Genomic DNA, 16,490 nt, shown 5'->3' on the forward strand with positions numbered 1-16,490 from the left:
CCACGGTTACCCCGACCCCGACACAATACGATCGGAGCGCACAATATGGCGCGGAGCAAGCGGCCAGATCCACAGCAACCGGGTCTGTTCGACATCTTCGATGGGGACGGTGGTAGTGACGAGCCCAGAGATTCGTCAGATCGTGGCGCAGGCCTACGCACAGACCCTGCAGATGCCCCAGGAGTGGAGTCCCGCCCAGCGCGACGCCTTCTTGGACGACGAGGCGAGCAGGATCAGCTATCAAGTCGCCGAGCTGGCAGCCCAGCTGGGGGCACAAGCGGTGGGGGAGTGGACCCAAGCCCGCGGACAGCACCCGGATTACCAAACCAAGGTGGGATTGCTGAACACCGCCCGCAGCCAGGCGATGGAGATCGTCCTGAGCAACGAGCTCTACGAACAGATCCCGACCGAGGACGACCAGCCGAGCACGCTGTGGGGCGAGGGCCAGCCGGTGCCCGATCGCAGCGACGTGCCCTGGGATCAACGCTGGACTCGGCCGCAGTACCGCAGCAAACCGGGCCAGGACATCGAGGACCTGATCGCCCGACTGTGGCCGGATCCGCGATTCTCGGCGGTGTTTCGGATCAAAGCCGGATACCTCCTCGCGGCCCGGGCCGAGGAGGGCCTCCCGCTGCCGAGCGGCCCGCAGGACCCGCTGACCGACCAGCTAGCGCAGATGGTCTACAGCGACCTGCGCCACGACGGCCTACCCGAGCGGTAAGCGCCCAGCCTTCGTTATTCGACCAGCTCGATCAGCCCACCGATCCGCGTGCGATCGATCCCGGCGGAACACCGCTGCCACCTGCAACATCGGCCAGCCCGGCACCACCGGAACAGGGATCGCGTGAGCGATCAGCAGATCAGGCTAGCGTCCCAACCCCGGCGGCCGAGGAAGAGCTTGCCGACGTCGACCCGACATCAGAAGCCTTCGCCACCCCCACCGACTTTCCCGCCAGCCTCGACACCCTGGTGCCATCGGGCGCCAAAGCCCGTATCCGCGCCAACATTGCCGCCCTACAGCTGCTGGACACCCTGCGCGACGCCCAACGCCCGGCCACCACCAGCGAACAACGGATCCTGGCCGCCTGGTCAGGATGGGGTGCCGTACCCCAGATCTTCGACACCCGCAACCACGACCTCGCCGCCGAACGTGACACCCTGGCCAAGCTGCTCGACCGCGACCAATACCGCCAAGCCGAAGCCTCCATCCTCAACGCCCACTACACCGATCCCGCCATCGCCGCCGCGGTGTGGGAAGGACTAGGGCGGGCCGGGTTTTCCGGTGGCCGGGTCCTCGAACCAGGTTGCGGATCAGGAACATTCATCGCCCACGCCCCCGAAAACGCGGTCATGGTCGGCGTCGAAAGCGACGCCACCACCGCCGCGGTCGCCGCCCAGCTCTACCCCTCAGCGCAAATCCGCCACGAAGGCTTTGAAACCACCCGCGTCCCCGAGAACAGCTTCACCGCCGCCATCGGCAACGTCCCCTTCGGCCGCTACGCCGTCACCGACCCCGCCCACAACCCAGCCCGCCACTCCATCCACAACCACTTCATCCTCAAATCCCTCGCCCTTACCGCGCCCGGCGGCTACGTAGCCGTGCTGACCAGCCGCTACACACTGGACGCGGCGAAAACCGCGGCCCGGCGTGACATCGCCGCCAAAGCCGACCTCATCGGCGCAATCCGGCTGCCCTCCAAAGCATTCGCCCGCGTCGCGGGCACCGACGTCGTCACCGACCTACTGATCCTTCGGCGCCGCGACCCCCGCACACCCGCCCCCGACGAACTGCCCGACTGGGTCAACACCGAACCCATCGAACTCACCGACCCCGACACCGGGCACACCGAAACCCTGCACATCAACGCCTATTTCGCGGCGAACACGCACAACGTGCTGGGCCAGATGCAACTCGGCCACGGGCTCAACGGCTCCGCCCAACTCGCCGTGGCCGGCACCAGCGGCACCCAGCTCGCCGATCAGCTACGCCAACGCTTAGGCCCGCTGATCGACTCAGCACGCCAGCGCGGCCTCGGCCTCACCGCCACCCCTACCGACCTCACCGACATCTCGGCAGACCTCTTCGACCCCGGACTCCTCAGCGCCGGCGACCGCGCGGAGGACACGCCCCTGTACACGCTGCGCTACAACGAGACCAACCGCAGCATCGAGTACTGGGCCGGCCACCAATGGGAACCCCACAAAACCCCCAAAACACTGCTGGCAGAGACCCGCAAACTCATCAGCCTGCGTGACGTGGCAGCCAGCCTGATCGCCTCCCAACGCGACGGCCGACCTCCCGCCGAACGCGACCAGCTGCGCGGCCACCTCAACACCCTCTACGACAACTACGTAGGCCGCCACGGACCCCTCAACCGCTTCACCTGGATCTACCCCAGCATCACCCCAGAACGTCGCGCCCGGCGCCTCGACGACGCCGAAAAAGCCTGGCGCACAGCCGAAGGCACCCCCGCACACCCCTACACAGGGCCGGTGCCCGACGAGCTCGCCGCCCAATGGGACACCGAAGCATCAGAAGCACCCGCCCCCTACAAAAAGCGACGCCACCTCGACGGGGGAATGCGCCACGATCCCGGCTGGGCGCTGGTGGCGTCCCTGGAAATGTTCGACGAAGACACAGGCACAGCCCAAAAAGCGCCCATCTTCTCCACCGACCTGCTCACCGCGCCCCTCGAACGAGACACCGCAGACACCCCCGAAGAAGCGCTGGCGATGTGCCTTGACCGCACCCAGCGGGTCGACGTCGACCTCATCGCCAGGCTGCTTGAAGTCGGCGCCGACGACGCCCGCGACCTGATCGCCGGCCTGGTCTATCCCAGCCTCGACGACCCCGACGAACTCGTCCCCGCCGTCACCGCCCTCTCAGGCAACGTGCGGACCAAACTCGCTCGCGCACTCGAGGCCGCCCAGACCAACCCGACCTACAACGACTACGCCGCCGCCCTCCAACAGGTGCTGCCCCCACAACGTGAAGCCCAAGACATCAAAGTGCGCCCCGGCGCGCCCTGGATCCCCACCCCCCTCATCGCGGCGTTCGCCGAGAAAACCTTCGGCGCCACCGGAGTCACCGCCGAACACATCGGTGGACGCTGGATCGTCGACATCGCGTCCTACAAACGCCACGGCCGCTTGATGACCGACGAATGGGGCATCGACCGGCGCGGCTGCGACGCGGTCACCCTCCTCGAGGCCGCTTGCAACTCCAAAGCCGTCCTAGTCAACACCGACGAAGGTGTCCTCGATCCGCAAGCCACCTTCGCCGCGCAAGCCAAAATGGCCAAAATCAGTGAGGAATTCAGCCGATGGCTCTGGTCGGACGACACCCGCCGCGACAGTCTGGTCACTGAATACAACCGGCGCTTCAACTCGCTTCGCGCGCCCGTCTACGACGGGGCGCACATGCGCTTTCCGGGCATGTCAGATCACTTCAGCCCGCACTTCTACCAGCGCAATGCGGTCGCACGCATCCTCTCTGAACCGACCGTCCTGCTCGATCACGTTGTCGGAGCCGGCAAGACGGGCAGTCTGGTGGCCGGAGCCCTTGAGCTCCGGCGCCTTGGGCTGGTGCGCCAACCCTGGCTCGTCGTGCCGAACTCGATCACCGAACAGGTTGGCCGAGAAGCCAAACAATGGTACCCAGCCGCCAAAGTGCTGCTCGGGTCATCAGCCACCACCGCAGACGGTCGACGGCGTTTCATCGCTCAAACCGCTTCCAGCGACTGGGATCTCGTTGTTATCCCCCAATCGGCGTTCACCGCGATCAACGTCTCCAAGGACATGCGGGTCAACTACATCGAAGAACAACTCGACACCTTGCGCGGGCAACTCGAATCCGCTGAAGCCGATCGCAGCAAGAAACGCATCGAACTGGCGATCAAATCCGCACAAAACCGCCTAGAGAAGCTGCTCGCCGCCAACACCAAAGACGCCGGCCTGCGATTCGAGGAATCAGGCTGCGACTACCTGATGATCGACGAGGCACACACCTACAAAAACCTCGGCCGCACCTGCAACATCGAGGAACTCTCCTGCCCCAATGCCTCGCAACGCGCTGAAGACCTCGCCCTCAAACTCAAAGCGCTGCGCCAACGACGCCGCGACGAAGCCCGAGCCAAAGGGATTCCCGCGCACCGTTGTGTCGAACGGGTGGCCACCTTTGCCACCGGCACCCCCATCGCCAACTCACTCGGCGAGCTGTGGGTCATGCAAACCTACTTGTGCCCAGACCTTCTCGAACAAGCAGGAGTCGCCGACCTGGGGGACTGGGGTGCCGCATTTACTGCCACAACCACCACCATCGAGGTCAACTCCACCGGAACCAAGCTGCGCCCGGTCACCCGCGTCGGCAAATTCACCAACCTGCCGGAACTGCTTGCCCTGTCCTCGATCTACACCGACGTCGTCACCCGCGACCAGGTGCCCGTCGCACTTCCTGCCCTGCACACCGGGCAACGCCAAATCATCAGCTTGCAACCCGACATCGAAGTCGTCGACTTCATCACCGACCTGGGATACCGCCTCGATCACCTCGATGCCCGAAAACCCCAGCGTGACAACCAGCTCAAAATCAGCACCGACGGACGCAACGTCTCCCTCGACCCACGCCTAGCCCACCTACCCGCACCACCGCACAGTCGAGCCGCCGCCGTGGCCGAACGCATCATCAGCGTGCACCACCAATACCGCGACCACACCTACACCCACCCCGACACCGGCGCACCCGCCGGCACCGGCGCACTACAAATCGTATTCTGCGATCGCGGCACCCCTTCGAGAAACCCTGCCCAATTCAGCATCTACCAAGCGATCAAAGACGAACTGACACAACGCGGTATGCCCGAGACCGCAATCCGATTCGTCCACGACGCCAAAAACCTCCAAGAACTGAAATCCCTTTTCGCCCAATGCAACAGAGGAGAGGTGTCAGTCCTCATCGGCAGCACCGAAAAGATGGGCACAGGGGTCAACGTGCAAGCCCGAGCCGCCGCCCTACACCACTGCGACGTCCCCTGGCGGCCATGCGACCTCGAACAACGCGAAGGCCGCATCCTGCGTCAAGGCAACCAAAACCTCGACGGCATCCACATCTTCAACTACGTCACCGAGGGCTCCTACGACACCGTCATGTGGCAAAAAGTGCAAGCCAAAGCGCTGTTCATCGAACAAATGCATCGCAACGAAATCATCGACACCGAGATCGAAGACCTCTCGGGCGGCGACATCGGCGCCGCGGCCGCCGAAACCAAAGCCATCGCCACCGGCGACCCCCGCTACTTGCGCCAAGTCGAGCTCGACGACACTGTCAAACGCCTCACCGCCTTGCAACGCGCCCACCAACAATCCGTCCGCAACCGCGACTGGCAAGTCAGCATCCTCGAGCGTGCCCTCCCCAACAAGCAGCGCGACATCGACGAGGTCGCACCGATCGCCAAAGCTGCCGCCGCTCACGCTGCCGCCGGCGGGCCGCCCCGGATCGCCGTCGCGGACACCACCTACACCGAACGCGTCCCCGCCGCCCAGGCCTTAGCGGCCGCCTTGCGCCGCGCCTACACCGCCGGAAAAGACCGCGGCGCCAGCCGCTTCGAACCCACCGACGCCCGCATCCACGGCATCGAAATCCTTGCCGCCCGTGACCTCACCCACGACCAACTCTTGCTGCGGCTCGCCGTGCCGTCACGCACCACCGACATCGACGGCCTCGAGCTGCTCGCCACCGGCGCAGGCTTGGGCGCCGATGTCAACGGCCCCAAGCAACTCGGCTTGCTACGCCGCGTCGAAAACCTCTACACCGGCCTACCCGAGCACCACGCACGCCTGCGACACGACCGCGACCGCGACCAGTCAGCACTCGACGACTTCCTGGCCAACCCACCAGAGCCGTTCGAGCACACCGACGAGCTGGCCTCCAAAGACGCAGAACTCAAGACGCTCACACTCGAGCTGCGGATGGCCGCCGAAAGTCCAGAAGCAAAAGCCAAAGCAGCAGCAGCAGAGCAACGCCTACAAGCCCGCGGTCGCAAACCCGGCTGGAGCTTGCTCCTCAACCCCACCCCGGCACTGCTCGAAGAACTCGGCTTCCCCAGCGCCGACGCCCTACGCAGAACCCTGCGGGCCCGCGAACACCTCACCCTGGAACAACACCAACGTCAACAAAGCCTCGACCATCCCGGCGCTGTCGGACACATTGCCACCTTCATTGGTGCTGTCTAACATGTGTTTAATAGCCGTGACTTCGGTAGGAGCCACTCGAATCATCTGAAGGCATCCGTCATGTTGCACCTACTACCCAAATTCCACTCACTACCCGATCCCCTGGCTGCGGTGGCACATCGTCATTGGCCTGGTCCAGCATTCATTACGGCAATCGGGCACATTCACATCCGGCTGCCTGAGCCGCGCCCGAGTTACCCGACGCATGAGGCCAGCTATTTCGAGGCGGGGGAAATGTCTCGCCTGATGGAGCACCTTTGATGCGCCAGCACACCGCGTAAATCAAACTGACCCACTACCCGTTGCTTTCTAACTGCGTTGCCGCGAATCGCCAACAGGGCCGCCAGAGTGGCCGACGATGGCACCGGTGAGGACCCCAGCGGTCCTGGTCGCGCATGAGGTGGCCGGTTGGCCACAGCGGACCGTGGGAACCGTATGCCGCGCAGGGGGATTGGCGTGCGGGAACGGTGGTGTTGGCCGCCGGCTGCCACCGCGCCCGTGTCTGGTGATCAACTCGAAGCCAGGCGCCCCTACCCAAACTTCTGGAAAGGTGTCGTGCGGCGCTCCCAAGGCGAGTGATACCTTTTCGGCACCGTTAACGCGTTCAAGGAATAGTGTTGCTTTGCAACGCCTTCGCGGCAGCGGCACTGCTCGGTGGCTGCCGGGGCTTGATTGGCCACGACGCGTGCAGCGGCAGTAAACCAATGCACCGTTACTTCAGTTCTTGTCTTCGCAGGAAGACCGGTGGTTGGGTGCTCAGATCGACACCGCCGTCGACGGGGATTGTTTCGTGCAAGTTCACGGGTCGACCTTGCTGGGTTGCGTGGGCGCGGTAGTGCAGGACACCAGTGACGTGAACCCTCAGGGTGTTGGCGTCGAGGTCGTAATGCATGTTGTCGGTGGTCTCAAGAGAGTCCAGGTTCAAACTGTCGTTGTCGATGGCGTTGGGGCCGGTGGTGACGACTTGCCGACACCCTTCAGGGGGGCAACACCCTTCTGGCGGCGCGGCCCCGGCATAGCAGTAGTGCGCTCGTCTATCGACCGTCTCTAGTGATACTTGACGGCCGACGTCGTTGAGCGCGATCGCCGGTGTGATGGTGGGCGGGTCGGCCGCCGTCAGTGCCTCGAGCATCAGTGGTGTCGTGTCTGCGGTGATGTCGATGTAGCGATTCGACGAGGAGACATGTGGTGTTCCGGGGAACACAGAGATTGTGCTGGCCCCATTGGTGAGTGCGCCGGCGACGACGAGGGCTTTCATCGCGGCCGCCGAGTTCGGCGGTGCGGTGATTGTGACCGCGATGGTGGTGGTGTCCAGCTTCCACTGGCCGTCCTTTTTGTGGACGGTGATCACCGCTTGGGAGGGGGTGAGCCCGAAGCGAGCCGACAGCACGACGCGTTGGGTATCCGGCGAGGCGTCCGGATTCCGTGCCGCGTCGTTAGTCGCGGTGATCGCGCTGATCGGCGTCGCCGAGAGCTCGTCGACGAGTGCCTTGTCGGTCAAAAGTTGCGGGGTAGCCGGTTGTTGGCTGCTCAGCGACACAGCGGTCTGGGCATCTCCGGTGGCTAGCGCCTCCAAATAGTGCTGGCCCACCAGGCGCGCGGCCTCGCGGTCTTGCGCGGCGCGCTGGGCCGCGTCGGGACCGCTGAATTTGGCTACTGCGAAGATGCCGCCGCCAACCAGCAGGGCCACCACCGCCAGTGCCGAAACTGCTGATGCCACAAGGCGTTTGCGGGAGCGCCGCGGTTTAGGTGCTCTTTGTGGTGGCGGGGTGGGGTAGCGGGGGGCCGTCGGTGGTGGGAAGGCGGGGTGTGGGCCAGGCCAGGGTGGGGAAGTGGTGGGCGCGAAGGTGGGTGGGGGAGTCGGGGCCAGGGGCGTTGAGGTGGGCAGGGGCAATGCGCCTGGGGCGGGGCTTTGGAGCTGGCTGGTCAGGGCGGCGGCGAAGTCGCTGCATCGGGGGAAGCGTTGGGTGGGGTCTTTGGCCATGGCGTGGACGAACACCACGTCGGTGATGGCTAGGTCCGGGCGGGTGTTTCCGGGGCGCGGAGGTGGCGAGGTCAAATGCGCGTGGATCACTGAGATGGGATCTGTATCGGAAAAGGGTGGGACGCCGGTCAGGAGGTGGTAGGCCGTGGCGGCCAGAGCGTATTGGTCGGCACGGCCATCGAGTGTGGCGCCGCGCAGTAGTTCGGGTGCGGCGTAGGTGAAGGTTCCCAACGTTTTGACGGTGTCTGTCATCAGGCTGGCCGTCACGTCGTTGTCGTCGGCGGGCCGAGCGATACCGAAGTCGCTCAATAAGATTCGGGGAGTGCTGCCGTCATCGGGGTGGCTGATCATGATGTTGGCGGGTTTGACGTCGCGGTGCAGCAGGCCGAGCTGATGAGCGTGATCCAACGCGGCGCCGACGGCGCTGACCACGGCGAGGACCTCGGCCGGCGGCAGGCCTAAGCCCTGGCGTTGTGTGAGGACCGTATCAAGATTGGGGCCGTTGACGTAGTCCATGGCGATCCAGAGCTGGCCGCTGAATTCGCCCCGGTCGTGGACCGCCACGATGTGGGGATGCCACAGCTGCGAGGCTCGATCGGCCTCACGGATGAATCGTTTCTGGAAATTAGGGTCGGCCGACAGATCCGCGCGTAGCACCTTGAGGGCCTCCAGCCGCGGTAACCGGGGGTGGCGCGCCAAGTACACCTCGCCCATCTCGCCGGCACCCAAAAGCCGCACGACCGTGTAGCCGGCAAACGAGGCACCTTCGCTCAACGGCATCGGTGCTCACCTTCCTCAGTTCACGCTCGACTGTTTAGCGATGGATGGGGGTGGACCCATACACCGGGGGATCTTTGGTCAAATCGACTGTGCCCGAGGCTTTGTAGATCACCCTGCTGGTGGTCGGTGAGTGAGCGTTGTACACGACGCTGCCTGATACGGTCACCAACATGGTGTTGGGATCGAAGCTAAACCGGGTGTCGGAGAAATCACCGGCACCGATCACCGATACTTTGGTGTCACCGGTGTCCAGGGTGTTGCACTCCGGTGGCGGGGCGACTCCTTGGTAGCAGTAGTGCTGCCAGTTGTCGATGGCCGTTTTGGAGGCTTGCAGGCCGGCATCGTTGAGGGTAGCTACGGGTTGGATGCTGGGGTGGGTGGCGTTGGCGCCCAAAGCATTCAGCAGTACCGGGGGCGCCTGGGCGGTGATGTCGATGAAGCGGTTCGACGAGGCGACGGCAAGGGCGCCTGGGAAAACCGAGACCGGGGTTGTTCCGTTCGTTGCGATGCCGAACAGTGCGACTGCCTTGAACGAGGCACTAGTGGTGCCTGGCGTTCCGATGTCGACGGGCACGGTAGCGGTGTCGAGTTTCCAGTCGTCGCCGTGGCGGTGCAATGCGATACGAGTCTGCGACGAGGTCGGCCCGAAGCGGGCGGACAAAATCACGTACTGGACGCTGGCCGGGTCATCGCCGGATGCCGAAGGAGCTGCGGTGACCGTAATGTCGGTGATCGGTGTTGACGCCAATTGGGTGCGCAGGGCGTCGGCGCTGACCCACTGCGCTGTGGCCGAGGCGGTGGTGCCCAACGACAAAGCCGTGTCGGCGTCCCCACGCGACAGCGCCTCAAGATAGCGCTGCGCGGCCAACCGGGCAGCCTCTTGAGCCGATGTCGTGCCCGGTGGCGCGGAGGTCTGAGCGCCGTGCGGCAGGACGAAATACGCCACCACGCCACCGACGGCGAGCACCGCGGCCGCCACGAGCGCGGCCGGCAGCCACCGGCGCCCTCGTGCCGGCCGCGGTGGTGCGCCTTCATGATGCGGGTGGGGCGGCGTCGGCGGCCATCCCGGGCCTGGATGCGGTCGCCCAGCTGGCTGTGGTGGCGCAGTGAACGCGGCGGCGACCAGCTCAGACGACGGTGGAGTCCGATCAGGCCGCGTCGTCGTCCACGGCCGGGTCTCGCCGGCCGGCTGGCCGCCTGCTTGAGCCGCCGCGTTGTGTGAAGACGGCGCCAAGCGGAGTTGATCGGCCAACGCCGCCGCGAATTCGCTGCACCGTTGGAAGCGCTGCCGCGGATCTTTCGCCAGAGCCCGGGCAAACACGGCATCGGTGATGGCCAGGTCGGGACGAACGGCTCCAGGAAGTGGCGGTGGCGCGGTCAGATGGGAGCTAATCACTGCCACCGCAGGCAGATTGGCAAACATCTTGGTACCGGTCAACAGGTAGTAGGCGGTAGCCGCCAACGCGTATTGGTCCGCCCGGCCATCCAGTGCCCCACCCATCAGCTGTTCGGGTGCGCAGTAGTTCACGGTTCCCACCGCCATGTTGGTCGCGGTCAGGCCGCTCGCGTCGTCGATCGGGCGCGCGATACCGAAGTCGCTCAACAAGATTCGCCACTCTCCGGCGTCATCGGCCCGGCTGACCATAATATTGGCGGGCTTAACGTCACGGTGCAGCAGCCCGCGGTGATGAGCGTGATCTAACGCGTCGCTCACCGCGGCGACCATCGCCACGACGGCCTCGACCGGCATTCCGGACGCATAGTTCGCGCTGACCACCGCGCCCAAATCGGCGCCATCAACATAGTCCATGGTGATCCACAACTGGCCGTCAAACTCACCGCGGTCATGCACCCCCACGATGTGGGGATGCCACAATCCCGAAGCCAACTCGGCCTCCCGGTTAAAACGCTGTTGGAAATCGGGGTCGGCCGAGTACTCAGTGTGCAACACCTTGAGCGCCTCCAGCCGCGGGAAACGGGGGTGACGGGCCAAGTACACCTCGCCCATCCCTCCGCTACCCAGCAACCGCACCAGCGTGTAGCCGGCGAACTGTGCACCCTCACTCAGCGGCATCGATACCCCGATACGTCGCGCAGCCCTCGCGGGGCTGATCACGGCACGACGTGACACCCGCCTTCTCGATTGCGTTGTTGCCCAGCAGATTTGGCTGAGCGTCGTCGACAGAATGTGCCACGCTCACCGTCCCTTCCCAGACAGACAGGCCTTGGCGATCTGTGGCCAACCTCTTCACACCCACTGGTGGTCTCTTCTGCATGGCGTTAGGTGCCTGCCGGTTCGGTCTGTCGGCGCCGCCGCCCACCACGCGGATTACGGGCAGCCGTCCAGCGTTCGTGGAAAGCCCGCACGGATGCCCTTGTGTAGAGACGGCCAATGGCCGCATGCACGACGGGTGCGGGAAAGTCCGGGTCGTCGGCGAGTTGTCCGACGCGCTGGCGGGAGACACCGAACTCACCAGCGATCTCGGTGATTCCAATGAGGTCAAGGTTCAACGGTGGCGGGTGCTCAGCGTCCGCAACGAAATCGGCAGTGCTCTGCACCAGCAATCGGATGGGCGCCGCAAGACCGGTAGCCGCGGCCGCGGCACTCAGACTCACACCGGTGGCCTCCGCCAGGGTCGAGGCCTCCACCGCCAGCGTGATCTGCAACCGATTCCTGCCAGCGTCGTAGCTGACTTCGGCCCTACCAAGGGCCTCGGCCAGTGCCGCCGTGTCGGCAGCAGTCAGTCCTGCGGCGGGGTAGATGAGCTGAGTCGTCCAGGTCATCACACACCAGCCCCCTTGTCCGGCGCGAACCGCATCGCGTGGCGTGAGGACATAGTGGGCCACAACTATTGACAGACGCAAGGGTCTACGAACCATTAGACCACTCCTATCGCCCTCATGTGCTACCATGTAGCACATGAGGGCGATAGGAGTTCGCGAGCTTCGGCAGAACGCCAGCAAGTACCTCGAGGACGTCGCAGCGGGGGAGTCGATCGAGATAACTGACCGCGGCCGCCCGGTCGCGCGTCTCGTGCCCGTTACAGGCGATCCATGGCAAGACCTCGTCAACTCCGGCGAGGTTGTGTTGGCGGCTCGTCCTTTGAAGGCCGACGACCTTGAGCCGCAGAGTTACCCGCACAGTCCCACTGAGGCTCTAGAACAACTACGGCACGATGAACGCTAGCCAGATGCGAATCTACTTGGACACGTCCGCGTTGGTGAAACTCGTTGTCGTCGAGGCGGAATCGGTAGCGCTGCAAAACTTCCTCGCTGAGCAACGCCACGACACCCTGTTCTCAGCAGCCCTGGCGCGCACTGAACTGATACGGGCAGTCTCCCCGAACGGGCCCCAAGCCATTGGTCACGCACGCGACCTCCTGCACGGCTTGGACATCATCACGCTGAGCCGACAGTTACTCGACGACGCAGGCACGTTGCAGCCACTAACCCTTCGCAGTCTCGACGCCATTCACCTCGTTGCCGCACAGCGTGCCGGCGACACCCTACGTACGGTGATCACCTATGACGCCCGGATGGTCGCAGCGGCAGCCGAATTGGGGATCCCCACCGCAGCACCAGGCTAGCCCTCTGACCTTCACACGCGGCCTAGAAGAATCGTAAGACTCCAAACTGCCGAAATCCGCTGCCGGCTCAATCCTCGCAATGGCGTTCGTAATCCCAGCGTTCCAACCATGCGGAGAGGTGGTGGACTCCGATGCTGACCACGATCAGCACAACGCCTTCGGCGACCATCAGAAGCTCGTTCACAGTCGGTCCATCTCACGGGCCGTCGCCGCCTGCTCGAAGTAGCTGATCCTCCGTGGCGGGTACCGGCGGCGCGGCTCACGCTCGACGCTGACGCTCCGCACCAACCGTTGCCAGAGCGCGATAAGCCCAGGGCGCGGGGCGGTGCAGGGCCGCGGTGCCCCAAGTGCGACGGCCGTTGCGAACGTCACCTGGCGTTCGCTGATGAGCACCGGCTCCGGGACCACACTGGTGAAGTTTCGTGCTTGCGCGACGGCTGATGCTTCGACCGCCGCATGGCTAGGTTGCGTGGCTGCAGCGGTATCGCGATGTAGCACCGCTGTTTTCGGGATGGCTAGCATTTCGATCACCTGAGGGAGGTTTGCGCCCGGTGGGTCCGGCCGTTGATGAAAATCTATGAAGGCATCGACGTTGAGCGCATGCGTAATCGACTACCTGTTCTGATTCGAAGAACCCGCACTAGTAGCCATCAGGTCTCGGCAGTCCACTGGCTGGCCGGCGGTTCATCGAGCTTCTGGAACCACGCCAGGTGATAGTTGGCCGACGTCGCGTCACCCGCGACGCTGCTTTCGGTGGCGGCCAGCAACAGGCAGTTGAGCAACAGCGCTGGCACGACATCCGGATACTGGCTCAGCAGCTGATAGCGGGCGGTGTCGAGATGCACACGCAGCAGGTCGGCTTCCTCTTCCACGACACCCGTTCCCGCGGTGGCGGCTTTCGCCAGGGTGTGCACCAACCGTGGAAGTCCGTCGCGCCAATGCGTGACTCGACCCAGCTCCCATCCGAAATCTTCGACCGCCGGCAGTTCGCGGGCCTGCACCGAAGATTCGGTCGCGGCGAAGTCGGCCGGCCGGCCGACCCGATCGCCCGGGGTGTAGGTGGCGGACCGGATCGCGTCACCGAGCAGTGCTGAGGCTTTGCCGGTCTGGCGCCCGGGCGCCAACAATCGCACGCCCACCGGAAGGGTGATTCCGGGCGGAATCCATCCGTGGGCAAGATCGGTGACCAACAGCGTCGTGCCGTCCGCGTGATCGCCGACTGCCCAGTTCAGCCCGGTTTCTTGACGAACGACGAACGCCAAGAGCCGGTGCAGTCGTTCGGAATCTGATTCGGCGTTGATTGGGGCCGCCGGGGCATCCACGAGTTCCGGCTCGGGCGCCGGCTCTAGTTCGGGTTCCGGCTCGCTGACGGCCACCTCCACGGGTGCCGGCTCGGGCTCGGGTTCGGGTTCCGGCTCGCTGACGGCCACCGGCACGGGCTCGGGCTCAGGCTCCGGCTCGGGTGCCGGCTCCGGCTCGCTGACGGCCACCTGCTCGGGTTCCGGTTCCTGTTCGGGTTCCGGTTCCCGGACTTCCGGTTGCACCGGAATCGCCACGTCCACCGTGGCATCCTCGGACGGAGCTCGATGCCGGCCCCGCGAAGAATCGAGGTCATCGCCGTCGACCGCGAAAGTCTCAGTTACCGGCTCTTCAGCAGCGGGCTCGTTGGCGACGGGCTCTGCGGTGACGGCAGGTATGACTTGCGTCTGATCGAGCGTCCGATCACTGACGACGGGCTCTGCAGCCGGCACCACCGGGATGACTTGGGTTTCGTCGACCGCCGGCGTAGCGACATCAGGTTCCGCTGCCGGGACCGCGGGGATGACTTGCGTCCTTTCCAGGTCAGCCGTGCTGAAACGTCGCGCGACCTGCGCGGTTTGACGTCGTGCGCGCGTCTGCGCCTTCATCAATTCCAGCTGCCGAATCGTCGATTCGACTCGCCGCACGGCGCGGGCGCGGGCTTCGTCGATGACGCGAGCCTCCGCCGCGCGCCGGCCCATATCAGTGAGTCCGGCTCGCTTGACCATCCCCAGCTGCTTATTCGCACTACCGGTGATTTGCTGCAGGTCTTTCTCGAGATACTCTGCAAGCGTGGCGGTTTCGTCTGTCACCGTCGACAGCTCGGCAGGCCAAAGCCCACCGATCACCCACGGGGTGCAATCGACAGGAGAGCTGAAGGCCGGCATCGACAATGATTCCCGGGTAGCTCTCCGGAGGCGCTGGCGCGCCGTCTTTCGACCGAAGATCGCCACCGGATCAGACTACCGATACGTGCCGAACGCTCTTTACCAAAGGTGAATTGTGCGCGTGGGAGCGTCGTGGCGGGTGACGTCTTGCCGCCTCCGAGGTGACCGGGTGATGGCGAAAAGGCAGCGCCCGCACATACATTGATTTCTTCTGCGCCGTTCTGCGCGCGAGGCACCTGCGATATCATCGAGACGTCCCGACGGGTGCATGTCTGGCTCCCCGTAGTATTGCCGCCCCAGCGGCTGGCCTGTTTGCGGTACTGCCGGCACGTTCTTCTGAGGGATGGGATGGCCGAACCGAAAGCAGTACGCCACTCGCAAGTGTCGCAACCGCCATGCGCGGCGGCCGGATGCTTGCAACACCTGAGGCCTGGCTTAGGCCAGTAGTGCGCGCCTCGGCGCGCTAAGGCGAATACTGCCGGCTCCAGGCGGGGGAGGAGGCTTGTGGTGTCTCACGCGCACACCACAAGCACGGTGAGCGGCCGCAACGCGGCCGACAATCCCTGCTGCACACAAAAGCGAGGTGGTGCCAATGGATGTCGTGATCGGTGTCGATGCACACAAGGCCACCCACACCTTCGTCGGGGTCGACAGCGGCGGCCGAAAGCTGGCAGAAATTACCGTGGCGGCAACCACCGACGGGCACCTCGAGGCGCTGAGCTGGGCCCGCGCCACCTTCGAGGGTGGCCTGGTCTGGGGGGTGGAGGATTGCCGCAACCTCAGCACGCGATTAGAAAACGACTTACTCCACGCAGGACAACACGTCGTGCGGGTGCCACCCCAACTGATGGCCCGCACCCGTGCCTCGGCCCGCACCCGGGGCAAGTCGGACCCCATTGATGCCCTGGCCGTGGCGCGCGCGGTGCTGCGCGAACCGGACCTGCCCGTGGCCAGCCACGACGACACCTCGCGGGAATTGAAGCTGCTCGTCGATCGCCGCGAGCACCTGGTTCAGCACCGGCGCGCGACCATGAACCGGTTGATGTGGCGCGTCCACGAACTCGACCCGCCCCACGCCAGCAAACGGATGAGGCTCGACCATGAGCTTCCACGTCAAGTGCTGCGGAGCTGGCTGGCCACCCAGCCCGGCTTGCTCGCGGAGCTGGCCTACGACGAGTTGACCGACATCGCCAGGCTCACCGACGAAATCGACGCCCTGGAACGCCGTATCGCCGTGCGCGTGCGCGCCGCGGCGCCCTCACTTTTGACGCTGTTTGGCTGCGCCGAACTCACCGCCGCCAAACTCATCGGAGAAACCGCCGGCGTGCACCGGTTCCGCAGCGAAGCCGCCTACGCCCGCCACGCCGGCCTCGCCCCCATCCCACACACCTCGGGAGGCAGCCAAGTGCGGCTGCGCGGTAGCCGCTGCGGCAACCGCCAACTCAACGCCGCGCTGTTCCGCATCGCCTTCACCCAACTGCGGGGCGGCTCCGGCGCCGACTACTACCGTCGGCGCCGCGACGCCGGTGACACACACGCCAAAGCCCTGCGGTGCCTGGAACGCAAAATTGTGCGCAAGGTTTATGCGCACCTGCGTACCGATGAAGCCAACAGACACCAATCCCAGCCAGCCCCAGGGCATTTCGAAGAACTCGAGCGGCTCAACGACCAGTGGTCACGCGCGCTGGCCACCCTGGGGGACCGATGACGCGCAAGCGGCAT

The 16,490-nt window shown here is 65.0% G+C and carries 10 protein-coding genes and 2 pseudogenes; 5 read left to right on the top strand and 7 right to left on the bottom strand.

The features are described 5' to 3' along the window. The first annotated feature begins 115 nt into the window (after positions 1-115). Together MJO58_RS28385 and MJO58_RS28390 are read left to right on the top strand one after the other, a co-directional pair. On the top strand, positions 116-721 hold the full coding sequence (locus MJO58_RS28385; protein WP_061560265.1) for a hypothetical protein: 606 nt from the start codon (positions 116-118) through the stop codon (positions 719-721). Between the two features lie 248 nt (positions 722-969). Beyond that, positions 970-6,231, top strand: a complete 5,262-nt coding sequence (locus MJO58_RS28390) for a helicase-like domain-containing protein (protein ID WP_139043406.1) — start codon at positions 970-972, stop codon at positions 6,229-6,231. A 712-nt stretch (positions 6,232-6,943) separates the two neighbouring features. Here the strand turns inward: MJO58_RS28390 and MJO58_RS29010 are convergent. From MJO58_RS29010 to MJO58_RS28410, 4 genes and pseudogenes are all read right to left on the bottom strand, one after another. Then, positions 6,944-8,995: a serine/threonine-protein kinase gene (locus MJO58_RS29010; RefSeq protein WP_276553232.1), complete on the bottom strand. Its 2,052-nt coding sequence runs from the start codon at positions 8,993-8,995 to the stop codon at positions 6,944-6,946. A 1,237-nt stretch (positions 8,996-10,232) separates the two neighbouring features. After that, a pseudogene (locus tag MJO58_RS29015) lies at positions 10,233-11,069 on the bottom strand (serine/threonine-protein kinase); the annotation flags it as partial. After that, positions 11,056-11,190, bottom strand: coding sequence for a hypothetical protein (locus tag MJO58_RS28405; RefSeq protein WP_254902471.1), 135 nt, complete (start codon positions 11,188-11,190; stop codon positions 11,056-11,058). The gene MJO58_RS28405 and the pseudogene MJO58_RS29015, both read right to left, overlap by 14 nt. Positions 11,191-11,275: 85 nt before the next feature. Further along, complete coding sequence (locus MJO58_RS28410) at positions 11,276-11,779, bottom strand: hypothetical protein (RefSeq protein ID WP_061559439.1); 504 nt, start codon at positions 11,777-11,779, stop codon at positions 11,276-11,278. Positions 11,780-11,915: 136 nt separating this feature from the next. Between MJO58_RS28410 and MJO58_RS28415 the strand changes: the two genes are divergently transcribed. Continuing rightward, on the top strand, positions 11,916-12,182 hold the full coding sequence (locus tag MJO58_RS28415; protein ID WP_061559440.1) for a type II toxin-antitoxin system Phd/YefM family antitoxin: 267 nt from the start codon (positions 11,916-11,918) through the stop codon (positions 12,180-12,182). A gap of 4 nt (positions 12,183-12,186) precedes the next feature. Next, entirely contained in the window at positions 12,187-12,582 is a 396-nt protein-coding gene (locus tag MJO58_RS28420) for a type II toxin-antitoxin system VapC family toxin (RefSeq protein ID WP_061560252.1), read from the top strand. Positions 12,583-12,762: 180 nt separating this feature from the next. On the opposite strand, the gene MJO58_RS28425 is transcribed toward MJO58_RS28420, so the two are convergent. The 3 genes and pseudogenes from MJO58_RS28425 to MJO58_RS28875 all read right to left on the bottom strand — a co-directional run. Further along, positions 12,763-13,113: a hypothetical protein gene (locus tag MJO58_RS28425; protein ID WP_061559441.1), complete on the bottom strand. Its 351-nt coding sequence runs from the start codon at positions 13,111-13,113 to the stop codon at positions 12,763-12,765. Between the two features lie 119 nt (positions 13,114-13,232). Then, complete coding sequence (locus MJO58_RS28430; RefSeq protein WP_338048819.1) at positions 13,233-14,489, bottom strand: DUF5631 domain-containing protein; 1,257 nt, start codon at positions 14,487-14,489, stop codon at positions 13,233-13,235. A gap of 11 nt (positions 14,490-14,500) precedes the next feature. After that, positions 14,501-14,834, bottom strand: a pseudogene (locus MJO58_RS28875) (hypothetical protein); the annotation flags it as partial. A 526-nt stretch (positions 14,835-15,360) separates the two neighbouring features. Between MJO58_RS28875 and MJO58_RS28435 the strand changes: the two are divergent. After that, positions 15,361-16,476, top strand: coding sequence for an IS110 family RNA-guided transposase (locus MJO58_RS28435; protein ID WP_239723499.1), 1,116 nt, complete (start codon positions 15,361-15,363; stop codon positions 16,474-16,476). Positions 16,477-16,490: the final 14 nt, after the last annotated feature.

Source organism: Mycobacterium lentiflavum (genome assembly GCF_022374895.2).
Lineage (GTDB): Bacteria > Actinomycetota > Actinomycetes > Mycobacteriales > Mycobacteriaceae > Mycobacterium > Mycobacterium lentiflavum.